General features: G+C 34.2%; 22 protein-coding genes. 14 read left to right on the top strand and 8 right to left on the bottom strand.

Features of this window, described 5'->3' with window-relative positions; genetic code table 11:
* Positions 1-30: 30 nt before the first annotated feature.
* Positions 31-2,175 (bottom strand): S46 family peptidase, encoded by a 2,145-nt coding sequence (locus FND99_RS11300; RefSeq protein ID WP_144338074.1) that lies wholly within the window; start codon positions 2,173-2,175, stop codon positions 31-33.
* 312 nt (positions 2,176-2,487) lie between these two features.
* Between FND99_RS11300 and FND99_RS11305 the strand changes: the two genes are divergently transcribed.
* Positions 2,488-3,018 carry an outer membrane beta-barrel protein gene (locus FND99_RS11305; protein WP_144338075.1) on the top strand — a complete coding sequence of 177 codons (531 nt, stop codon included), beginning with the start codon at positions 2,488-2,490 and terminating at the stop codon, positions 3,016-3,018.
* A 113-nt stretch (positions 3,019-3,131) separates the two neighbouring features.
* Here the strand turns inward: FND99_RS11305 and obgE are convergent, their stop codons facing one another.
* From obgE to hpt, 4 genes are all read right to left on the bottom strand, one after another.
* A complete protein-coding gene (gene obgE, locus FND99_RS11310; protein WP_144338076.1) occupies positions 3,132-4,133 on the bottom strand; it encodes a GTPase ObgE in 1,002 nt (333 codons plus the stop codon).
* A 142-nt stretch (positions 4,134-4,275) separates the two neighbouring features.
* Positions 4,276-5,550, bottom strand: coding sequence for a hemolysin family protein (locus FND99_RS11315; protein WP_144338077.1), 1,275 nt, complete (start codon positions 5,548-5,550; stop codon positions 4,276-4,278).
* A gap of 96 nt (positions 5,551-5,646) precedes the next feature.
* Positions 5,647-6,219, bottom strand: coding sequence for an adenylate kinase (locus FND99_RS11320; protein WP_144338078.1), 573 nt, complete (start codon positions 6,217-6,219; stop codon positions 5,647-5,649).
* Positions 6,220-6,293: 74 nt separating this feature from the next.
* A complete protein-coding gene (gene hpt / locus FND99_RS11325; RefSeq protein ID WP_144338079.1) occupies positions 6,294-6,824 on the bottom strand; it encodes a hypoxanthine phosphoribosyltransferase in 531 nt (176 codons plus the stop codon).
* A gap of 168 nt (positions 6,825-6,992) precedes the next feature.
* Between hpt and FND99_RS11330 the strand changes: the two genes are divergently transcribed.
* The 6 genes from FND99_RS11330 to FND99_RS11355 all read left to right on the top strand — a co-directional run bounded on the left by FND99_RS11330 (position 6,993) and on the right by FND99_RS11355 (position 15,114).
* Positions 6,993-8,264 (top strand): PQQ-dependent sugar dehydrogenase, encoded by a 1,272-nt coding sequence (locus FND99_RS11330; protein ID WP_144338080.1) that lies wholly within the window; start codon positions 6,993-6,995, stop codon positions 8,262-8,264.
* A gap of 188 nt (positions 8,265-8,452) precedes the next feature.
* Complete coding sequence (locus tag FND99_RS11335) at positions 8,453-10,558, top strand: TonB-dependent receptor (protein ID WP_144338081.1); 2,106 nt, start codon at positions 8,453-8,455, stop codon at positions 10,556-10,558.
* Positions 10,559-10,581: 23 nt separating this feature from the next.
* A complete protein-coding gene (locus FND99_RS11340) occupies positions 10,582-11,133 on the top strand; it encodes a hypothetical protein (RefSeq protein ID WP_144338082.1) in 552 nt (183 codons plus the stop codon).
* 134 nt (positions 11,134-11,267) lie between these two features.
* The gene (locus tag FND99_RS11345; protein ID WP_144338083.1) at positions 11,268-12,416 is read left to right on the top strand and encodes a 5-(carboxyamino)imidazole ribonucleotide synthase; all 1,149 of its coding nucleotides are present in this window, start codon (positions 11,268-11,270) and stop codon (positions 12,414-12,416) included.
* An 84-nt stretch (positions 12,417-12,500) separates the two neighbouring features.
* On the top strand, positions 12,501-12,986 hold the full coding sequence (gene purE, locus FND99_RS11350) for a 5-(carboxyamino)imidazole ribonucleotide mutase (RefSeq protein ID WP_144338084.1): 486 nt from the start codon (positions 12,501-12,503) through the stop codon (positions 12,984-12,986).
* A gap of 100 nt (positions 12,987-13,086) precedes the next feature.
* Entirely contained in the window at positions 13,087-15,114 is a 2,028-nt protein-coding gene (locus FND99_RS11355; protein ID WP_144338085.1) for a M3 family metallopeptidase, read from the top strand.
* 59 nt (positions 15,115-15,173) lie between these two features.
* Here the strand turns inward: FND99_RS11355 and FND99_RS11360 are convergent, their stop codons facing one another.
* Together FND99_RS11360 and FND99_RS11365 are read right to left on the bottom strand one after the other, a co-directional pair.
* Entirely contained in the window at positions 15,174-15,524 is a 351-nt protein-coding gene (locus FND99_RS11360; protein ID WP_144338086.1) for a type II toxin-antitoxin system HicB family antitoxin, read from the bottom strand.
* Between the two features lies 1 nt (position 15,525).
* Positions 15,526-15,768: a type II toxin-antitoxin system HicA family toxin gene (locus FND99_RS11365; RefSeq protein WP_144338087.1), complete on the bottom strand. Its 243-nt coding sequence runs from the start codon at positions 15,766-15,768 to the stop codon at positions 15,526-15,528.
* A gap of 158 nt (positions 15,769-15,926) precedes the next feature.
* Here FND99_RS11365 and FND99_RS11370 point away from each other — a divergent pair, with 158 nt between their 5' ends.
* The 5 genes from FND99_RS11370 (at position 15,927) to FND99_RS11395 (ending at position 18,308) form a co-directional block, all read left to right on the top strand.
* The gene (locus FND99_RS11370) at positions 15,927-16,430 is read left to right on the top strand and encodes a GbsR/MarR family transcriptional regulator (RefSeq protein WP_144338088.1); all 504 of its coding nucleotides are present in this window, start codon (positions 15,927-15,929) and stop codon (positions 16,428-16,430) included.
* 55 nt (positions 16,431-16,485) lie between these two features.
* Positions 16,486-16,815 (top strand): hypothetical protein, encoded by a 330-nt coding sequence (locus FND99_RS11375; RefSeq protein ID WP_144338089.1) that lies wholly within the window; start codon positions 16,486-16,488, stop codon positions 16,813-16,815.
* Between the two features lie 5 nt (positions 16,816-16,820).
* Positions 16,821-17,168: a hypothetical protein gene (locus FND99_RS11380; RefSeq protein ID WP_144338090.1), complete on the top strand. Its 348-nt coding sequence runs from the start codon at positions 16,821-16,823 to the stop codon at positions 17,166-17,168.
* Positions 17,169-17,187: 19 nt separating this feature from the next.
* Positions 17,188-17,574, top strand: a complete 387-nt coding sequence (locus FND99_RS11385; protein ID WP_144338091.1) for a hypothetical protein — start codon at positions 17,188-17,190, stop codon at positions 17,572-17,574.
* 278 nt (positions 17,575-17,852) lie between these two features.
* Positions 17,853-18,308 carry an SRPBCC family protein gene (locus tag FND99_RS11395; protein ID WP_144338092.1) on the top strand — a complete coding sequence of 152 codons (456 nt, stop codon included), beginning with the start codon at positions 17,853-17,855 and terminating at the stop codon, positions 18,306-18,308.
* A 328-nt stretch (positions 18,309-18,636) separates the two neighbouring features.
* Here the strand turns inward: FND99_RS11395 and FND99_RS11400 are convergent, their stop codons facing one another.
* Entirely contained in the window at positions 18,637-19,449 is an 813-nt protein-coding gene (locus FND99_RS11400; RefSeq protein WP_144338093.1) for a UbiA prenyltransferase family protein, read from the bottom strand.
* Between the two features lie 195 nt (positions 19,450-19,644).
* On the opposite strand from FND99_RS11400, the gene gcvP reads away from it, so the two are divergent.
* The gene (gene gcvP / locus FND99_RS11405) at positions 19,645-22,494 is read left to right on the top strand and encodes an aminomethyl-transferring glycine dehydrogenase (RefSeq protein ID WP_144338094.1); all 2,850 of its coding nucleotides are present in this window, start codon (positions 19,645-19,647) and stop codon (positions 22,492-22,494) included.
* A 310-nt stretch (positions 22,495-22,804) separates the two neighbouring features.
* The gene (locus tag FND99_RS11410) at positions 22,805-23,863 is read left to right on the top strand and encodes a 3-oxoacyl-ACP synthase III family protein (protein ID WP_144338095.1); all 1,059 of its coding nucleotides are present in this window, start codon (positions 22,805-22,807) and stop codon (positions 23,861-23,863) included.
* Position 23,864: the final 1 nt, after the last annotated feature.

Consider the following 23,864-nt stretch of genomic DNA (forward strand, 5'->3'; position numbering starts at 1 on the left):
CGTGGCGGAAAAAAAATCTAAAAATTGAGATTATTTCACAACCGTCAATTCGTCAATAATGTTTTTAGCTCCAGCATATTTGTCAATAATCCAAAGAACGTAACGAATATCAACGTTGATTGTTCTTTGCAATTTAGAATCAAAAATAACATCTCCAGCCATAGCTTCGATGTTTCCGTCAAAAGCAATACCGATTAATTCTCCTTTTCCGTTAAGAACCGGTGAACCAGAATTTCCTCCTGTGATATCATTATCAGTCAAGAAATTTATTGGCATATATCCTGCTTTATCAGCATATTGTCCGTAATCTTTTTTCTTGTTCAACTCTAACAGGCGAGCTGGCAAATCAAATTCCTGATCTCCCGCTTTGTATTTTTTTACCATACTAGCCATATCTGTGTAATTGTTGATTTTTGCATCATTTCGAGGATCTGTAGGCAACGCACGAACTTTTCCGTAAGTCAATCTTAAAGTCGAGTTTGCATCTGGATATTTGATAGCGTTCAATTTTGACTCTCTCAAACCTTCAACTAATTTGCGGTAAGCAATTGCAAAACCGTCATCAGCTTTTGCCTGATCATCTGTTTTAGCTCTATATTTCGTCACCAAATCATTAGAAATAATATAAAGCGGATCATGAACAATTGCTAAAGGTTTTGGATCAGCCAAAAATGCCAATACTTTTTCTTTATTTGTAAAATAGCTGATTTCAGTTGCTTTTGCTACATCTGCAGTAAAATCGCCATTATTAGCAGCTTTCATTTTTGCGATTTCTGGAGCAAGTCCGTATTCACCAGCTTTAGCCGCATACAAATTCAACTGTGCAGTCAAAACATCTTTTTCTAAAGGTGCATAAAAATCACCATAAATATTATCAACTAAAGCATTGATCTTTGGTAATAATTCAGCTCTTTTAGCATCATTTTCTTTATAGTAAGCAATTAATGCATTTCCAAGATTTGCTGGAGCAGCCGCATAACTTGATGTACGTAAAACTTGTGACAAATAATTATCGTGACGCGCTTTTAAATTCGTTTCTCTATAATAATCATTAATAGTCGGGATTACATTTTCATATTTATCTTTATTGGCAGGTTTGCTTGCCCACTCATAAAATTTATCTTCCTGTTCTGCTTTTGCATTTGCAGTTCCTGCTTTTGTCAAGGCATCAATCATACCTTGACGGTTTTTCCAGTAATTTGCAGTCGAAGCATATTTAGAAGCGTACTGTAAACGCACAGTTGCATCTTTATCCATATACTTTTTCATTACGTCCATTCCTGTCTTAGCACCTTCAACCCACGCAGGATAAGCGTAATTCACATTTTGTTCAATTCCTCCAGCCGGCATCCAACGGTTTGTTCTTCCAGGATAACCAAGAATCATTGCAAAATCATTTTCTTTTACACCTTTAATGCTAACAGGTAAATAATGTTTTGGTTGCAACGGCACATTGTCTTTTGAATAAGCCGCTGGATTTCCATCTTTATCAGCATAAACTCTGAACATTGAAAAATCTCCCGTTTGACGAGGCCATTCCCAGTTGTCAGTATCGCCACCAAATTTACCAACACTTTCTGGCGGTGTCCCTACTAAACGAACATCTGTATAATCTTGGTAAACAAAATAATAATATTCGTTTCCTTGAAAAAAAGGACGAACAGAAACAGTATATTTTCCGTTTTCGCTGTTTTCTTTTTCGATTAAACTGATTTCTTGTTGAATGATTTTATTTCTTTCTGTTTCCGTCATTTGATCATTTACTTTTGACAAGATTCTTTTAGAAACGTCATCCATACGAACAAAGAAACGCACATATAAAGATTTTGGTTTCATTTCCTGACTACGATCTTTAGCCCAGAAACCATCTTTTAAATAATTCTGCTCTGCAGTAGAAAGTTCTGCAATTGCACTATATCCACAGTGGTGATTTGTAAGAACCAAACTAGTATTTGACACAATTTCAGCAGTACAACCTCCATTAAACTGCACAACAGCATCTTTTAAACTGTGATGATTAATACTGTAAATTTCTTCGGCAGTTAATTGAAGTCCCATTTTCTCCATATCTCTATGGTTCAATCGCTCGATAAACATCAAAAACCACATTCCTTCGTCAGCTCTTACCGGAAAAGCCATCAAGCACATGGTCAAGAATAAAACTATTTTTTTCATGTTATTTTATTTAAGTGATGCGAATATAACTCATTTTCGCAAAAAAAAAGAAACGAAGACTCAAAAAACGAAACGATACAAATCAAATAATCTTGAATTTTGAGAAATTCATAATTTTTAAAAAATGAGTTATCATTAAATTTTGTTGCGTAAACAAATCAAAAACAATTAAAAATCTAAACTAAAAAGGTTTTAAAAACTAAAATGTGTTTTATTTTGTAAAAATAAACTTTCATTACTAAATTTTATACATAATTTATTTCTTACAAAATATTTTAATTTAAATTTGCCACTCAATTAAATAAATCAAAAATGAAAAAATTATTAGTAGCGGCTGTAATATTAATTACGTCTATTGCAAGTGCGCAAAAAAACTCAATTTTATTAGGTGGAAATGTGGGATTCTCGTCAGAGAAAATTGGTGATTCAAAACTTGAAAATTTTGAATTCTCTCCAAAAGTTGGTTATCAATTTGCTGACAATTGGACAACAGGTGTTGAAGGTTCAATCATGAACATAAAAAATAACGGATCTGACACAACTGAAAAATACAAAATTGGCGGTTTTGTACGTTACACTGTGCCTCTTTCAGATTTGTTTTCTGTCTTTGGAGATCTAAGCGCTGGATACCAATCTACCAACTTGAATGATGCAAAAGGCATGTATGCTAATTTGACTCCTGCATTATTCATAAACATGAAAAAAGGTTTTGGGTTAAATTTCTCTATTGGAGGAATAAACTATGATAATCTTGATGGTAAAAATGATCCCAGACAAGAACGTTTCGGTTTTGATTTTGGCAAAACTTTGAAAATCGGAATTTCAAAAAACTTCGGACTTTAATTTTAGAATGTACTAAAAGCTAAAATCCACTTCACTTTTTGTAATCTGCACAAAAAGAAAAAAACCGACAATTGTTATTGTCGGGTTTTAAATTTTATAACTGTTATGAGATTTTACTCATTAAGCATTTTCCAAAGTTTATCTTTCAAATCCGTCAAACCTTGTTGTGCGACAGATGAAATAAACATATACGGAACATCTTTAAATGAGACATCCAATTCTGCTTTTAGCTCGGCTTTTAATTCATCATCCAGCATATCACATTTTGAGATTACCAAAAGACGTTCTTTATCCAGCATCTCAGGATTATATTTCGTCAATTCGTTTACTAAAATATCATATTCAGCTTTAATGTCTGGCGTATCTACAGGAACTAAAAACAACAGAGTTGAATTACGCTCAATATGACGCAAGAAATAATGTCCTAAACCTTTTCCTTCAGCAGCACCTTCAATAATTCCAGGAATATCAGCAATTACAAAAGATTGAAAATCTCTGTAGGCCACAATACCCAAGTTAGGTTTTAAGGTAGTAAACGGATAATCTGCAATTTTTGGCTTAGCCGAAGTCAACACAGATAGTAAAGTAGATTTTCCTGCATTTGGGAAACCAACCAAACCAACATCAGCCAGAACTTTAAGTTCTAGAATGACGTCCATTTCTAATCCAGGCAAACCTGGCTGCGCATAACGAGGCGTTTGGTTTGTAGAACTTCTAAAATGCCAGTTCCCTAAACCACCTTTTCCTCCTTTTGCAAGAATCCTTTTTTCTCCGTCTTCCGTAATTTCAAAAAGTGTTTCACCAGTTTCTTTGTCTTTTACAACAGTTCCTAGCGGCACTTCAATAATTTTATCATCTCCATCTGCACCTGTACTTCTGTCAGATCCACCGTCTCCACCGTGGCCAGCCTTAATATGGCGCGCAAACTTTAAATGAAATAATGTCCAGAGCCCTTTATTTCCAACTAAATACACATGTCCTCCACGGCCTCCATCTCCACCGTCTGGACCTCCTTTTTCAATAAATTTCTCTCTATGTAAATGCGTAGATCCCTTTCCTCCTTTTCCGGATGAAACAAATATCTTAACGTAATCTACAAAATTTCCTTCTGTCATTTTTCTGAATTTCAGATTTTAGATTTTAGATTTTAGATTTCCCTAAACTCTACTTCTAAATTCTATTTTATTTATTTTTCAGTTTCAATTTCAATTTTCAATACAATCCGTGACTGAAAACTGCGATTGAATACTATTTTTTTTATTCCTTAAGCGCTTTTACCAGCACTTTATCAATCTTTACGCCATCCATGTCGATGACTTCTAAAACGAATTTCTGCCAAATTAGTTTTTCGCCTTCTTTTGGAATATGCGAAAGCTCCGTCATGATCATACCGCTTACAGTATTTACTTCGTAATCATTTGTGAGTTCGTCTAATTCAAAATACGTCAAAAAGTCGTGTAATGAATAATGTCCGTCAACAAGCCAAGTACCATCTTCTCTCTCTATAAGCTGAAACTCATCTTTGTAAAACTCAGATGCATCACCCACTAAAGCTTCCAAAATATCATTCAACGTAATCATACCTTGAAAAACTCCGTATTCATCTGAAACCAAAGCGTAGTGAACTCCTGTTTTTTTGAAATTTTCCAACGCTTTATAAGCCGTTGTTTGTTCCATCAAATAAGGTGCTTCTGCCACAATTGCGGCCAAATCAAAATTATCATTTTCAATATGGGCAAAAATATTTTTTAAGGTTACAACACCTACAATATCATCGTAATTATCTTTGTAAACTGGATAAACAGTATGTAGATCCTGGACAATTAATTCTTTAATTTTTGATTTATCTTCTTTTAAAGGAAGCATATCTACCGATTTGCGGTGTGTCATTAACGAACTTACTTTTCTATCTCCAATATGAAAAACGCGTTCTACAATATCTTGTTCAATTTCCTGAACCTCGCCAACTTCTGTTCCTTCTTTTATAATTGCTTTAATTTCTTCTTCGGTGACTTTTCCGTCAGCGGTTGGTTTTATTTGAAGAATATTCAGCAAAAAATCTGTCGAAGATGTCAAAAGCCAAATAAAGGGCGCTGTAATAATCGAAATTATTTTCATTGGCATTGCCAACATTTTTGCAATTGCTTCTGGATAATTTAATCCAATTCGTTTTGGGAGCAATTCTCCTAAAACCAATGAGAAAAAAGTCAGAACAACAACAACAATTCCTACCGCAATTGAATGCGCATAAGGTTTTAAAACTGCAATTCCAGAAATAAAACTCTCTACATCTATTGTAATTTTATCACCACTGTAAATACCCGTCAAAATTCCGATTAAGGTAATTCCGATTTGTACAGTCGATAAAAATTTATTTGGAGAATTAGCAAGATCCAGCGCAATTTTAGCTCCTTTGTTTCCTTTTTTCGCTGCTGTTTCAAGTCTATTTTTTCGTGCTGAAATCAATGCGATTTCTGACATCGAGAAAACTCCGTTTAATAGTATTAGAAAAAATATTATTAGTATTTCCATTTTTAAGTTTAAAGTTAAAAGCCAAAAGTTAAATGTTTTTCAGAACTTATTTCAAACTTCCTCCAAACATTTAACTTTTAACTTCAAACAGGTTTTTTACAAATTATCAATAACTGATGTCAATCTTTCTGTAATTTGTTCAATTGTTCCAATACCGTCAACAGCATGAAACTTGCCTTGCTCTTTATAATATCCAATTAATGGAGCTGTTTTTTCATTGTATTCCTGATATCTCACACGAATTTTTTCTTCGTCTTGGTCATCAGCTCTTCCGCTTGTTTTTCCTCTTTCAAGCAAACGTTTTACCAAAATTTCATCATCAGCCTCTAAAGCAATTGTAGCTGTAACGCTAGAACCAATTGTTGGCAAAAATTTATCTAAAGCCTCAGCTTGGTTGATTGTTCTTGGGTAACCGTCAAACAAAAATCCTGCTGTATCAGGGTGTTTTTTTACTTCATCAATTAACATTGCAGTTGTTACTTCGCACGGAACTAATTCTCCGTTGTCCATAAAAACTCTTGCTTTTTTTCCTAGTTCAGTATCATTTTTTAAATTGAAACGAAAAATATCTCCTGTTGAAAGGTGCGTTAAATTGTATTTTTCTTTTAAAAATTCTGCCTGAGTTCCTTTTCCTGCACCAGGCTTTCCAAATAAAACGATGTTAATCATAATGACTGTTAGTGTTGCGACTTCTTACTTTTTAAGAAGTTTAAAATGAATATATAGTTGTGTTTGTTTTTAAATTATTCAGCTAGTTTATAAATCTCTGTCAGGTTTCGGCCAAGACCGTCGTAGTCTAATCCGTAACCAACGATAAATTTATTCGGGATTCTGATTCCGATATAATCTATTTTAATATCTTTTTTATAGGCTTCTGGCTTAAAGAACAATGTTGCAATTTTAAAATGCTTTACATTTCGTTCTTTAAATAAATGCTTTAATTCTTCGATTGTATTTCCGGTATCAATAATATCTTCCAGAATTACAACGGTTCTGCCTGTTAGATCTTGATTGATTCCTATTAATTCTTTAACCGAATTTGTGCTTTCAGTTCCCTCATACGATGCCATTTTTATAAATGAAACCTCGCATGGTTTTTTATATTTTTTCAAAAAATCGGAAACAACCATAAATGCTCCGTTCAAAACTCCAATAAAAATAGGAGTATCATCTCCAAAATCGTCTTCTACCTGAGCCGCCAATTTGGTTAAAGCAAAATCAATTTCTTTAGCCGAAATAAACGGAACAAATTGTTTATCGTGAAGTTGTATCATTATTTTTTAAATTTAAAATAATGGACAAAGATACAGAATTACAACTTAACTGTAAGTATCAAAATAAATTGTCTAGGTATTTTTTACATATATTAAGCATCTCTTTTCGAAAAAAATCTTTTTAATTTTATTAAATTGAGGCCTTTTAAAACTTTAAAACAAATCTCCATGAAAACCACAATACAAATCTTTTCGGCTTTCCTGATCTTAACAGCATGTCAAGGACAAGTAACAAAAGAAGAAAAAGAAGCTTTAGCAAAACAACCTGCAAATATTGTAAAAACTGCGATAGGCGACTTAACGCTACCGCCACCTTATGCAACCGAATCAAAAACAAAAAACAGCAAAGTTATTGGCTGGCCGGAAGGAAAAACGCCAATTGCGCCCGCAGGCTTTACAGTTACAAAATTTGCTGACGGATTCAGTAATCCACGTTGGTCTTATATAGGTCCAAACAACGATATTTTTGTTGTTGAAAGCGGAACAAGAACGAGTAAAAACCAAATTATAATTTTACGCGATAAAGACAAAGACGGAACTTATGAAACTCGCGAAATTTTTTTAGCAGGTCTTAACCGTCCTTTAGGAATGCTGATTCTTAAAGACTTTTTTTATGTTGCAAATACCGACGGTCTTTACCGTTATCCTTATAAAAATGCACCTTTAAAATTAGAAACTCAGGGAACAAAAATTGTTGAGCTCCCAGCCGGCGGATACAATAACCACTGGACGAGAAGTTTACTTGCTAATCCTGAAGGAACAAAAATTTATATTGGTGTAGGATCAGGAAGCAATGTTGGTGAAAACGGAATGGATAAAGAAATTCGTCGTGCCGCCATTTTAGAAATTAATCCTGATGGAACAGGCGAAAAAATTTATGCTGACGGACTTAGAAACCCAATGGGAATGGATTGGAATCCTGCGAACAGAAAAGAACTTTGGACTGCAGTAAATGAAAGAGATGAACTTGGCGACGACTTAGTTCCAGATTATATTACCAGTGTAAAAAGAGGCGGTTTTTACGGATGGCCTTATTCTTATTTTGGAAGTATTCCTGATCCGAGATTGAAAGCTCAACATAAAGATTTGGTTAAAAAAGCTATCGTTCCAGATGTTCCAGTTGGTCCTCATACTGCTTCTCTTGGATTGGCATTTTATACAAAAGATGCATTTCCAGCGAAATATAAAAACGGTGCTTTTGTTGGTCAGCATGGTTCTTGGAACCGTTCTAAAATTTCAGGTTATAAAGTTTTATTCGTTCCTTTTAAAGACGGAAAACCTTCAGGACAACCGGAAGATTTTTTAACTGGATTTATTTCTGATAATGATAAAGCCGAAGTTTACGGTCGCCCAGTTGCAGTTACGGTGATGAATGATGGATCGCTTTTAGTAAATGATGATAGCGGGAATACAATTTGGAAAGTTACTGCGAATAAGTAAATTCCAAATACAAATATTTATAAACACATAGAAACATAGGTTTTTGTTTTGTAGAATAAAGATTGAAAAGAAAACTCGTTTTCACACATAGATACTATGTGAATTTAAAATAAGTGAAACGCCTTTTTTACCTCAAACAATACTATGCTTCTATGTGTTAAAACATTCGCCCTTAATTTCACTCCCTTATGCTTTCTAAAAAATATTTTTCTCTTCTTCTTTTTGTTCTTTTTGTTTCTCTGAACATTTTCGCGCAAGAAAAAGACGTTCGAAATATTGATTCTCTAAAAACTCAAAACCTCAACGAAGTTTTAATCAGTCCGCTTCATGTTAATCGAAATATTCAAAACAGTCCGGCTTCGATTGGCATTTTATCCGAAAAAGAATTACTTCGAAATAATACCACAGATATCAGCAATGTCATCAATACGATTCCGGGTGTTTTTATGCAATCGTCGAATATCACGACAACCCGAATTTCAATTCGCGGCATTGGTGCGAGAACTCCTTACGGAACAAATAAAATCAGGGCTTTTTACGGAAGCATTCCGCTAACTTCTGGAAACAGCGAAACGGTTATTGACGATATTGATCTTCAAAACATCAGCCAACTTGAAGTTATAAAAGGTCCGCTTTCGAGCGTTTATGGCGCAGGATTGGGTGGTGCGATTTTGATTTCGCCTCAAACTTTAAAAAAGGGAAATTATCAAACTGAAGTCAGTTCTGTTTTTGGCTCTTTCGGATTGTTGAAAAACAGAGTTTCTTTTGATTTGAATGAAAAAAGCAGTTCTTTAAGTCTCAGTTATCATAATTTAAAGACAGATGGCTGGCGCGAAAATAGCGCTTATAATCGGCAAGGAATTACACTTTCGGGAGAATTATTTCGAAAGAAAAACAGTAAACTAACTTACTTTTCAAACTACACTTACTTAAAAGCTTATATTCCGAGTTCCATCGGCAAAACTGCTTTTGAAAATAATCCGCAAGCTGGAGCGCCAACTTGGGTTGCGTCAAAAGGTTTTAAGGAATACAAATCGACGCTCGGTGGATTGGCTTATGATTTCAAAATAAACGATCACCTCAACAATTCGACCTCGGTTTTTATCAATTATAAAGACAGCAACGAACCACGTCCTTTTGATATCTTGCGCCAATATACTTTTGCTTCTGGTGCACGAACGCAATTTTCCGGAGATTTTAAAATCGGAAAAATCAAGAACCAATTTATTGGCGGACTTGAATATTTTGCAGACAATTATAGTGGAAATACTTTTGAAAATCTCTACAAACAAAACAACGGAAATGGAAGTTTACAAGGCAATCAGCTTACTGCAACCAACCAAAAAAGACATTTTTATAATATTTTTTCGCAAATCAGAACTTTGCTTTCTGAACATTTTGAAATTCAGGCTGGTTTAAATTACAACAAGACCAAATTCGAACTTCAAAATGATTTTCCCGCTTCCGCGAATAATCCAACGGAACATTATAGTTATGACGGCATTTTTTCGCCGCAACTTTCTTTTTTATTTAAGCCGAATGAAATTCAGACTTTTTACTTTTCTGCCAGTCGCGGATTCTCACTTCCTGCCACTGAAGAAACTTTAACTTCAACGGTAAACATCAATCAAAATATTAAACCCGAAACAGGTTACAATTTTGAATTGGGAGGAAAACTTCATTTTTTCAATAAAAAACTCTACACCCAAATCGCCGTTTACCGAATGGAAATTAAAGATTTATTGGTCGCCAAAAGAATTGGTGACGATCAATATGAAGGTGTAAATGCTGGAAAAACGTTTCACGAAGGAATCGAAATTTCATTAAACCACAATTGGCCAATTAATCGGATTTTTCATTTAAATTCTTATGTTGGAACATCAATCGGAAATTATGAATTTAAAGAATTTGTTGACAACGGAAATGACTATTCTGGAAACAAATTAACTGGAGTTCCAACCAATACGGCAAGTGCAGGTTTTGTCCTAAATATTAATTCTGGCTTTTATTTTTCAGCCGATTTTCAGTTCACCGATAAAATCCCAATGAACGATTCGAATGCTAATTTTTCTGATTCTTATTCTTTATTGAATTTAAAAACAGGTTATCAATTTGAGATTTTATCCGGTTTGAAAGCGCATATAGATGCAGGCATAAATAACGTAACAAATGAAAAATATGCCTCAATGATTTTGACCAATGCGACTGCAGTAGGAAATGCAGAACCAAGATTTTATTATCCGGGCTTGCCTATAAATTATTACGGAATTATCTCGTTGAATTATTTATTTTAGCATAGTACTTAAACAGCGTAAACATGCTTTCTGAATTGCAAAAAAAACTGGATTATGTCAATGCTTATAGAGAAAACCGTCTAAAAGCAGCGCAGGATGTTTTAGAGAATCCTTCCCTTTTTAGTGAGTTAGTTTCCATTTGCTTTTCACCAGAAGACAAAAACAACCACAAAGCTAGCTGGATTCTAGAATTTGTATCGTACGAAGAATTGCTTTGGCTACAGCCACATCTTGATTTTTTTTGTTCGAATTTGAAAATTTTAAAAGATGAAAGTTCGCTTCGGCCAATTGCGAAAGTGGTTCAGCTTTTAGTAAAATCGCATTACAAGAAAAATGAAAACTCCATAAAACTTTCCGAAAACAATTTACAAGATATTATTGAAGCTTCCTTTGATTGGCTGATAAATGATGTCAAAGTAGCCACAAAAGCATATTCGATTAGGACTTTATATGTTTTGGGAAATCATTACGATTGGATTCATCCCGAACTTCAAATTATCTTAAATAAAGATTACGGCGACCATTCGGCTGCATACAAAGCCGTTGCCCGCGAAGTTTTAAAGAAAATTGAATAGTTTTAGCTTGCCACGAATTTCACGAATTTTCACGAATTGTATTTCTTAAATTGAAGTTTAAAAAATTTGTGAAAATTCGTGAAATTCGTGGCAAAAAAAAATTAAAAGGTATCTTTGCAAAAACACAACACACAATGAATTATTTTTCTTCTGATTTTAAATTAGGAATATTAGGTGGCGGACAATTAGGCAAAATGCTTTTGTTCGATACTCGAAAATTTGACATACAAACTTACGTTCTTGATCCAAGCGACGAAGCACCGAGTAAAATTGCATGCAACAAATTTTTCCAAGGCGATTTAATGGACTATGAAACGGTTTATAATTTCGGAAAACAAGTCGATGTTTTGACTTTTGAAATCGAATTGGTAAACCTTGAAGCTTTAACGCAATTAGAAAATGAGGGTTTAAAAGTATATCCATCTCCAAAAACCTTAAAAGGAATTCAGAATAAAGGCGTTCAAAAAGAATTTTACGCTAAAAATAATATCCCAACCGCGCCATTTGAACGATTTGAAAATTTAGAAAATCTAAAATCTAAAATCAACGATCTAAAATTACCTTTTGTATGGAAATGTACCGAATTTGGTTATGATGGAAATGGAGTAAAAATAGTTCGCCAAGTTTCAGATTTAGATACGCTTCCAAATGTAGAATGTATTGCAGAAACTATGGTTCCGTTCAAAAATGAATTGGCGGTAATTGTGGTACGAAATCCATCAGGAGAAATGAAAACCTATCCGGTTGTTGAAATGGAATTTCACCCAGAAGCAAACCAAGTTGAATACGTAATCTGCCCTGCAAGAATCGATGATAAGGTAGCAGAAAAAGCAAGAGCGATTGCTTTGCAAGTTTCAGAGAACTTCAACCACGTTGGTCTTTTAGCAGTTGAAATGTTCCAAACTCAGGACGACGAAATTTTAGTAAACGAAGTTGCTCCACGTCCGCACAATTCTGGACATTATTCAATCGAAGCAAGTTATACTTCACAATTCGAAAATCATTTACGTGCTATTTTAGATCTTCCTTTAGGAAACACAGACAGCAAAGTTGCCGGAATTATGGTAAATTTAGTAGGTGCCGAGGGTCATTCTGGAAATGTAGTTTATGAAAACATCGAAACCATTTTAGGATGGGATGGTGTCACGCCGCATATTTACGGTAAAAAACAAACGCGTCCTTTTAGAAAAATGGGTCACGTAACAATCGTAAATGAAGATATGGCCGAAGCGAGACGAATTGCTGAGGAAGTTAAGAACACGATTAGAGTGATTTCACAATAATTAAAAAATTTAAAGATTGAAAAATTTAAAGATTCATGCGATAATTTTTAAATCTTTCAATCATTTAATCTTTAAATAAAAAACATGAGCAAAGTAGCTATTATAATGGGAAGCATCTCCGACATGCCAGTTATGCAGGATGCAATCGACATATTAAAACAATTCAATATTGAAGTTGAAGTAGATATCGTTTCGGCCCACAGAACACCGGAGAAATTATTCGATTTCAGCAAAAATGCACACAATCGCGGAATTTCAGTAATCATTGCCGGTGCGGGTGGTGCAGCGCATTTACCTGGAATGGTAGCTTCAATGTCGCCGCTTCCTGTAATTGGAGTTCCAGTAAAATCAAGCAATTCAATTGATGGCTGGGATTCAGTTTTGTCAATTCTTCAAATGCCGGGTGGTGTTCCGGTTGCAACAGTTGCTTTAAACGGAGCAAAAAATGCCGGAATTTTAGCAGCACAAATCATCGGAAGCCACGATAAAAAAGTTTTAGATACTATTATTTCTTATAAAGAAGAATTAAAAGCTGCGGTTAATAAAGCTGCTGAAAGTCTTAATAAATAAATTTAGTGATCAGTGGTCAGTTTTTAGTGTTCAGTAGTTGTCTTTATGAGAACTGAACACTAAAAAACTGACCACTGACTACTTTTAAAAAACTCTACTTATGAGCGTATTAACACAATATTTCAATACCAAACATAACACAGCACCTTTTTCGCAAATTAAAATCGAAGATTACGTTCCTGCTTTCAACGAAGGAATTGCTTTGGCTAAAGCCGAAATTGATGCGATTGTAAATAATTCGGAAGCGCCAACTTTTGAAAACACAATTGTGGCAATGGATTATTCAGGTGATATTTTAGATCGACTTTCTAGTATTTTCTTTAATTTGAATTCGGCAGAAACGAATGACGAAATGCAGAAAATTGCACAGGAAGTTTCACCTTTACTTTCAGAATTCGGAAATGATATTCGCTTAAATGCTGATTTATTTGCGAAAGTAAAAGCCGTTTACGATCAAAAAGAAAGTCTAAATCTAAATCCGGAACAAACTACTTTATTAGATAAAAAATACAAAAGCTTTTCGAGAAACGGAGCCAATTTGCCAGAAGACAAGAAAAATCAATTAAGAGAAATCGACAAAGAATTATCAAAATTGAGTTTGCAGTTTGGTGAAAATGTTTTGGCAGAAACCAACAACTTCGAATTGCATTTAACTGATGAGAAAGATTTAGCGGGTTTACCAGAAGGCACAATCGAAGCAGCAAGATTATTAGCAAAAAATCAGGAAAAAGAAGGCTGGATTTTCACTTTAGATTATCCAAGTTACGTTCCGTTTTTGACTTATGCCGACAATCGTGAATTGCGTAAAAAAATGGCAATCGCTTTTGGAGCGAAAGGTTTTCAAAAGAACGAATTCAACAATGAAGAAAACGTTCTGAAAATTGCAAAACTTCGTCACGAAAGAGCTAATTTATTAGGTTACAAAACACATGCTCATTTTGTTTTGGAAGAAAGAATGGCCGAAAGTCCCGAGAAAGTTTTCTCTTTCTTGAATGATTTATTGGCAAAAGCAAAACCAGCAGCTCAAAAAGAATTTGCTGAATTAACTGCTTTCGCGAAAGAACTAGACGGAATCGAGCAATTAGAAAAATGGGACGGCGCGTATTATTCTGAAAAATTAAAACAGCAGCTTTTTAATTTAGATGATGAAAAACTGAAACCTTATTTTCAATTAGAAAAAGTATTGGATGGCGCTTTTACAGTTGCCAAAAAATTATACGGTTTAACTTTTACCGAAGTTTTTGATATCGATAAATATCATGAAGAAGTTACGACTTATGAAGTGAGAGACACTGACAATAATCTAGTTTCGATTTTCTACGCTGATTTCTTCCCAAGAAAAGGAAAAAGAAACGGCGCGTGGATGACTTCATTCAAATCACAATATGTGAAAGACGGCGTAAACGAAAGACCCCATATTTCGAACGTTTGTAATTTCACAAAACCAACAGAAACAAAACCTTCTTTATTGACTTTTAATGAGGTAACGACTTTATTCCATGAATTTGGTCACGGTTTGCACGGAATGTTGGCAAACACAGTTTACCCAAGTTTATCTGGAACTTCTGTTTACTGGGATTTTGTAGAATTACCAAGTCAGATTATGGAAAACTGGTGTTACGAGCCGGAAGCCTTGGCTTTGTTTGCGAATCATTATGAAACGGGAGAAATTATTCCAATTGAATATGTTCAGAAAATTAAAGAAAGTGCTAGTTTCCAAGAAGGTTTAGCAACATTGCGTCAGTTAAGTTTTGGACTTTTAGATATGGCTTGGCACGGACAAGACCCAACAAATATCACAAATCTTAAAGATTTTGAAACCGAACAATTTGCAAGCACACAATTGTATCCGGATGTTAAAGAAAATGCGATGAGTACGGCGTTTTCGCACATTTTTCAAGGCGGATATTCTTCTGGATATTACAGCTACAAATGGGCAGAAGTTCTAGATGCTGATGCTTTTGAATATTTCCATGAAAATGGAATTTTCAATGAAGAAATAGCAAAAAAATTCAAAGACAATGTCCTTTCAAAAGGAGGAACAGAACATCCGATGATTTTGTACAAACGTTTCAGAGGTCAGGAACCAAAACCGGAAGCTTTGTTGAAAAGAGCGGGGCTTTTGTAATTTTAGATTTTAGATATAAGATTTTAGATTAAACCGAGGTAGAAATACTTCGGTTTTTTTTAATTTAAAACCTCTTCGTGGTTTACAATATAAGACAATGCTTCCTTGACAATTTCATTTAAATTGAGACCTTTTTTAGAAGCCAACATAGCCGTTTTTTGATGTAAATCTTGTGAAACCCTTACATTAAAAGAACCTTTAAAAACTTTATCGGGAATTTTATTTAGCATTTTACAAGTTTCTAAATAATCATTAACACCTTCGTGAAAAGATTTTTCTAATTCAGAAACAGAAGTCCCTTCAAAAGTTACCACATCATTTATTCCGTGAATTTTTCCAAAAAAAACTTTATCTTCTGCAGAAAATTCAACTGTGCCGATGTACCCTTTATATTCTAGATAATTTTTCATTTTATAATTTTAAGCATTCAATAATTATATCCAATTGATAACCTTTTAAAACTTTTTGGGGATGGGGTTCATGTAAAATTATAAGTTCTTTTTTCTCATTTATAAATTTCCTTCTAGAACCTCCCGTTTTTCCTTGTGGAATTTGGTTGTATCCAAAATGATTAATAACCTTTAAAAATTCATCCCAAGTGAAATCTTTGGGTTTCGACTGTAATTTTTCAATCAGCTTATCAATTTTACTCATACAAATTTATAATTATTATTTTAATTTGCAACTAAAATATAGTTGCAAAATTGCTTTTAACACACAAATATATAAGAAAAAACTTTCTTGTTGGATTATTTTTCAACAAACTTTCAATTATTTTTGAAAGTTTAAAAACTTTTACTTACATTTGATCTATGGAATTCAAAGAAGCAAAAAATAAGTTTGTACAAACCTGGGGAGCATTAGGTTCTCAATGGGGAATTAATAAAACGATGGCGCAAATCCACGCTTTATTAATGATCTCAAACGAAGCTGTTTCTATGGAAGACATTATGGAAGAATTGCAAATTTCGCGTGGAAACGCCAGCATGAACCTAAGAGCTTTAATGGATTGGGGAATTGTATACAAAGAATTTAAAGCCGGAGAAAGAAAAGAATTCTTTACTGCCGAAAAAGATTTAGACGAATTAGCGGCAAAAATCTCAAGAGAAAGAAGCAAGAGAGAAATTAAGCCAGCGCTAAAAATCTTAAAAGAAGTCTCGACTATCGAAGCTAGTGATTCGGCAGAGGAAAAGCACTTTGTAGATCAAACTACTAAACTCTATGATTTCGTTTTAAAAGCCGACAATATGCTAGACAAAATGACGGAATTCAATGAAAACTGGTTAGGAAAATTAGTTATCAAAATGATGAAATAAAAAAATTTAATCAAAACTTTCAATTTTTTCTGAAAGTTTAAAACAATCAATAATTATGAGAACTATAAAAAACATCAACACGTTTGCAATTGCACTTCCGTTTATTATTTTTCTATCAACCTGCATATTTGGCGAAGGAGCAATAATCTTTGCTTTACTATCAACTATGATTACGGGTCTTCTTCAAGTTTTATTGGGTATTAAAATGTTAGTTGATAATCCGAAAGCTCGAAATCTACAAATTTATATTTCAGCTGTTGTACTCTTTTTTGGGCTTTGGTTCGTGAACAAGCTTACTGGTTATCATGATTTCTTAAGCTATATTTTAGTCCCAATTCCTTTAATTCTAGCAATCTATCTCTCAATTATTATTTACAAAAATTAATAATTATGAACCTTAATATTATAGGCTATCTAATCTATTTAGGAATTACGACTTTCATCATTCTAAAAGTTGGAAAAATCTGTTATAACAACGGGAATATTTATGTTGCAGATTTAATTCCGAATCACGCAGACATTTGCCAAAAAATAAATCAGGTTTTGCTTTTGGCTTATTATCTCTTGAATATTGGTTATTGTGCAATGACATTGATTTCCTGGCAAAAGATTGTTTCTCTTCCTCAATTAATTGAAGTAATCTGTATAAAAACAGCTGTCATAATTTTTATTATTTCAATTCTACATTACCTCAACATTTTAATTATAACTAAATACATTCAAAAATTAATCAAATAACAACTAAAATTCAAATATTATGGAAACTACAAAAATCTTAATCGGTTACGGAATTTATTTACCAGTCGCTTTGTTTCTAACGTATTATGTTTCTAGAACGCTTTTTAAAAACGGAAAAATCTTTATGCTTGACATTTTTAAAGGCCGAGAAGAAATTGCTCAGGCAACGAATAAACTTTTTGAAACTGGATTTTATCTTTTAAATATTGGTTTTGCATTAATGATTTTGGAACTTAATCTTTATCAGGATAGTTATCAAGAATTAATTGAAAGATTGAGCTATAAAATTGGAGGATTTTCTATTTATCTTGGCATGATGTTATTCTTCAACTTGTATTTCTTTTTTAGAGGAAAAAGAAAAGCTAAAGAAGCTCAAAGAGAAGAAAGATTGGTTTTTAAAGCTTAATTCTTCATAACGAAACCCGACAGGTTTTAAAAACCTGTCGGGTTTAATACTCAAAAAATGAAAAAACTCATAAGCGTAGCCGGAACAGGTTTTCGAGGGAAAGTTTTAGTGAATCATTTCAAAAGTAAATTTGACTGGATTGTCATTTCTGATAGCGAACAGACGAAGCAAATCTTCACTAGTAACTCCTTTCCAATAAGCCAATCTTTGTCGAGCTTCTCGCGAAGATTTCTCCCTCCGATCGAAATGACAATATTGCGGAAAACTGAAGCAAAATTATGACGACAATAAATCTCACAACTAAAATAAATGCATCAAAACAAATCGTTTTTGATGCTTCAAGAAATATCGATATCCATCAGCAATCTGCAAGTCCATCAAAAGAAAAAGCAATTGCGGGGGTGACATCTGGCTTAATAAATTTAAATGAAACGGTAACCTGGCGTGGTAAACATTTTGGATTTTATCTCACACACAAAACACGAATTCCCGTAATGAATTTCTACGATTATTTTGTGGATGAAATGGAGAAAGGGAAATTCAAATCTTTCAGACATGAACATATTTTTGAAGAAGAAAATGGAATAACAATTATGAAGGATGTATTGCAATATGAAACTCCGTTTGGAATCTTCGGAGAACTTTTTGATATTTTATTTTTGGAAAAGCATTTGACGATTTTTCTTTTGGAAAGAAATAAAGTTTTAAAAGAGGTTTCAGAAAAACTGAATTAAGATAAGTTAATTGTTTTCTCAAACAGTTTTAGAAATTATCAAAGTTTAAAACTTTGACAAAGTACAATCCTCATGATATTGTCATTTCGACGAAGGAGAAATCTTCGCAAGTAACTCCGGCTCCAATAAGCCAATCTTTGTAGAGCTTCTTGCGAAGATTTCTCCTTCGTCGAAATGACAAGATTGCGGTAACAAATCTTCTTTTGAAAAATGATTTTTCTCTTTTTACGGTTTGCGTGAGGGATTGAGGCGGTATCCTTTTATGAAGCGGAGCGGAATAAAAGATATAGCCGAAAGCCCGACCCGGAGGGTCACGCCCAAATTATTTTTATAAAAACACAATCATCAACCACCAAAAAATCGGCACACTTTCTACCCAAAAAGACGTGTAATATTTGGAGCGGTTTGGATTTGCAAATGCAATAAACAACATCAAAATGATGACCATAATAAGATTTATAATCGCATCGTGGTAATTAAATGTTGAAATAAAAACTTCTAAAAACCAAAACGGAATCAGCAATAGAAATCCTAAATATTTTGTTTTTTTCACTCCTATTGTCTGCGGAACGGTCTGCAAATGCGGATCATCATTAGCCAAATCAATGATTTCAAAAACCAGAATCAGAACAAAAACCAAAATAAATCGCTGAATACATTTGATGAAGAAATCTGTTGTAAATGGGATTTTGGCATTTATTAAAGGCAAGACCAAAGTGGCGCCAACCCAGCAAAGTGCTACGATATAGATTTTTACGCCAGCCCAGTTTCGGGCATTTTTTCTGTTTGGAAAAAATGGCAAGGTATAGAGTGCCGTAATGGCAAAAATTCCGACGGAGACAATTTGCGTGATTCTTTGCAAATGGAAAAAATAATAGCCGACTAAAATCAATGAAATAAAACTCAAAAGAGCAATAATTTTTAATTGCGTTCCGATTGGATTTTTCTTTACGCGAACAAGCGCGTCATATTTTACGAAATTATATCCTACAATTGTCCCGAAAAAAACAAACAAAGCCATGGGTTCATCATACTGAATATGAAATACATGAAATGTAATTCGGACTAAAGCATAACACGACAAAGCCACGTGAATACTGCTGTTTAAATAAAAATCAAAAAATTGTTTTAGAAGTTTCATAGCTCAAATCTAATCAATTAGTAACAAATCAACTCATTACTTAGAAATTTGATAAAAAATGAAGTTAAAAATACCCATTAAATTATTAATAATACTTAATTTTGCGCCACAAAAAAACAACACATTTACTTTTAAATGTGATTCGTACAGCAAAACGGTGCACGAACACATCAATTAAAAAAATTAGATAGCTACATGAAAACAGATGCTTTTGCTTTAAGACACATTGGTCCAAGAGAAACTGATCTTCAGCATATGCTGAAAACAATTGGAGTTGACTCGATCGAGCGACTTGTTTACGAAACCCTTCCGGACGATATTCGTTTAAAAGCACCTTTGAATTTAGATCCTGCAATGACAGAATATGAATTCGCAAACCACATTCAGGAATTAGGAAAGAAAAATAAAGTATTCAAATCATATATTGGTTTGGGTTATCATCCAACTATTGTTCCGGCTCCAATTCAGAGAAATATCTTCGAAAATCCGGGATGGTATACTGCTTATACGCCTTATCAAGCAGAAATTGCGCAAGGTCGTCTTGAAGCAATCTTAAATTTCCAAACTACTGTTATTGAATTAACTGGAATGGAAATTGCAAACGCATCTTTATTAGATGAAGGAACTGCTGCTGCAGAAGCTATGGCGTTATTATTTGATGTTCGTACAAGAGATCAAAAGAAAAACAATACACATAAATTCTTCGTTTCTGAAGAAATTTTACCTCAAACTTTATCAGTTTTACAAACACGTTCAACTCCAATTGGAATTGAATTGGTTGTTGGAAACCACGAAACATTTGATTTTTCAAATGAATTTTTCGGAGCTATTTTACAATACCCAGGAAAATATGGTCAGGTAAACGATTACAGCGCTTTTGTTGCTAAAGCAAAAGAAAACGAAATCAAAGTTGCCTTTGCAGCGGATATTTTATCATTAGCTACTTTAACTTCTCCAGGAGAAATGGGAGCTGCAGTAGTTGTTGGAACTTCACAACGTTTTGGTGTTCCAATGGGTTACGGTGGTCCTCACGCTGCTTTTTTTGCAACTAAAGAAGAATACAAACGTTCTATGCCGGGTCGTATCATCGGAGTTTCTATCGATGTGAACGGAAACCGCGCTTTACGTATGGCTTTAGGAACTCGTGAACAGCACATTAAACGTGAAAAAGCGACTTCAAATATTTGTACTGCTCAGGTTTTATTAGCAGTTATGGCTGGAATGTATGCGGTTTACCACGGTCCAGAAGGATTAAAATACATTGCAAACAAAGTTCACGCATCGGCGGTTACTGCTGCTGAAGCTTTAAATAAATTAGGAGTTTACCAAACAAATACAGCTTACTTTGATACTATTTTAGTAAAAGCTGATGCTCAAAAAGTAAAAGCTGTTGCTGAGAAAAATGAAGTAAACTTCTTCTATGTTGATGCTGATACGATTTCTATTTCGTTCAACGAAACAACTTCAATCGCTGACATCAACCAAATTATTGCGATTTTCGCTGAAGCTTTAGGAAAAGAAGTTTTCACAGTTTCTGAATTAACTGAGGCTAGTCAATTACCAGCTTCATTAGAAAGAACTTCTTCTTTCTTGACGCATGATGTTTTCAACAATCATCATTCAGAAAGCCAGTTGATGCGTTACATCAAAAAATTAGAGCGTAAAGATCTATCGTTGAATCACTCAATGATTTCATTAGGTTCTTGTACGATGAAATTGAACGCTGCTTCTGAAATGTTGCCTCTTTCAATGCCAAACTGGAACAGCATTCACCCGTTTGCACCAGTTGAACAAGCTGAAGGTTACATTACAATGCTTAAAAAATTAGAGCAGCAATTAAATGTAATAACTGGCTTTGCTGGAACTACTTTACAGCCAAACTCTGGAGCTCAAGGTGAATATGCTGGTTTAATGGCTATTCGTGCTTACCACATGTCAAGAAACGAAGGTCACCGTAATGTATGTTTGATTCCTTCGTCAGCTCACGGAACAAATCCTGCTTCTGCAGCGATGGCCGGAATGAAAATCATTGTTACGAAAACTACTCCGGAAGGAAATATTGACGTTGAAGATTTAAGAGAAAAAGCGATTGAACACAAAGATGATTTATCTTGTTTAATGGTTACTTATCCATCTACTCACGGTGTTTTCGAATCTTCAATTATCGAAATCACAAAATTAATCCACGAAAACGGCGGATTAGTATATATGGATGGTGCAAACATGAACGCGCAAGTTGGATTAACAAATCCTGCTACAATTGGCGCTGACGTTTGTCACTTGAACTTACACAAAACATTCGCTATTCCTCACGGTGGTGGTGGACCTGGAGTTGGACCAATCTGTGTGAACGAAAAATTAGTTCCGTTCTTGCCAACAAATCCAATCTTAAAAGTAGGTGGTGAACAAGCGATTACAGCAATTTCATCTGCTCCTTACGGATCTGCTTTAGTATGTTTAATTTCTTACGGTTACATCACAATGATGGGAGCTGACGGATTAAAAAGTGCTACAGAACATGCAATTTTGAATGCTAACTATATGAAATCGCGTTTCGAAGGCCACTACCCAATTCTTTACACTGGAGAATGCGGAAGAGCGGCGCACGAAATGATTTTAGATTGCCGTGCATTTAAAGAAAACGGAATCGAAGTGGGTGATATCGCAAAACGTTTGATGGATTACGGTTTCCACGCTCCTACAGTTTCTTTCCCGGTTGCCGGAACTTTAATGATTGAACCTACAGAATCTGAGGATTTAGCTGAATTAGATCGTTTTTGTGATGCACTTATCTCAATCAGAAAAGAGATTGAAGCTGCAACAGCTGATGACAAAAACAATGTATTGAAAAATGCACCTCACACATTAGCAATGTTAACTGCAGATTCTTGGGATTTCCCTTATTCAAGAGAAACAGCGGCTTATCCGTTAGATTATATCGCTGACAATAAATTCTGGCCATCTGTTCGTCGTGTTGACGATGCTTATGGTGACAGAAATTTAGTTTGTAGCTGTGCTCCTATTGAAGCTTACATGGAAAACTAAAAATTAATTTTTTTATACATATTTCAAACCCGACAGATTTAAAAACCTGTCGGGTTTTGTTTTTGTTTCAGGTTTCAAGTTTCAGGTTTCAGGTTCCAACACAACTTGAAACCTGAAACTTTTTTCAACCCTCTTCTCTATTTCAAACGTTTGAAATCTCGGAAAAATTAAAAAATCATTAAAAAATAACCATTATATGAGCCAAAAAATTGTTATTTCATAATTATATGCATGCATAGTATTTTTTATGGCTGTTATCATGATTTTATTTATACTTTAGCAATAAATTTATTGGATAATTACAGGAAAAATGAAAATAAAAATCATTGGTATTGGGAGTTATATTCCTAATTTAGAAGTTAAAAACACAGACTTTGACAAGCATATTTTTTTAAATGAAGATGGAACTCCTTTTGGTTATCCCAATGAAGTTGTTATAAAAAAATTTAAAGGCATCACCGGAATTCAAAACCGCCGTTATGCTGAACCACAATACACAGCCTCAGATTTAGCATTTTTTGCAGCCGAAAAAGCGATTGCAAATGCAGGAATCGATGCTGAAACATTAGACTATATTATTTTTGCTCATAATTTTGGTGACGTAAAAACCGGAACGCATCAAACTGATATTTTACCAAGTTTAGCGACTCGCGTAAAAAACAAATTAGGCATCAAAAACCCTAAATGTGTGGCTTATGATATTCTTTTTGGTTGCCCGGGTTGGATTGAAGGTGTTTTACAAGCCAATGCTTTCATCAAATCTGGAATGGCAAAAAGAGTGATGGTAATTGGTGCCGAGACTTTATCAAGAGTTGTTGACGATCACGATCGCGATTCGATGATATATTCTGATGGAGCTGGAGTTTCAATCTTAGAAGCTTCAACAGACGACGCCGGACTTTTGTCCTATGAAAGTGCCACTTTTGCTTATGACGAAGCGAATTACCTTTTCTTCGGAAAATCATACAATCCTGATTTAGATCCAGACATTAAATACATCAAAATGTATGGCCGAAAAATCTACGAATTTGCGTTGAGCAATGTTCCGTGCGCAATGAAAAGCTGCTTAGACAAAAGCGGTATTGGAATTGACGAGGTAAAAAAAATCTTGATTCATCAGGCAAACGAAAAAATGGACGAAGCGATTATTGAACGTTTCTATAAACTTTATGATAAAACGCCACCAAAAGACATTATGCCAATGAGCATTCATGATTTAGGAAACAGCAGTGTCGCTACAGTTCCTACGCTATACGATTTGATTTTACAAGGGAAAATTGAGAATCAAGAAATCAACAAAGGCGATGTTCTTATTTTTGCTTCGGTTGGAGCAGGAATGAATATTAATGCTTTTGTGTATCGATATTAAA

Source organism: Flavobacterium daemonense (genome assembly GCF_007341385.1).
GTDB classification, from domain to species: Bacteria; Bacteroidota; Bacteroidia; order Flavobacteriales; family Flavobacteriaceae; genus Flavobacterium; species Flavobacterium daemonense.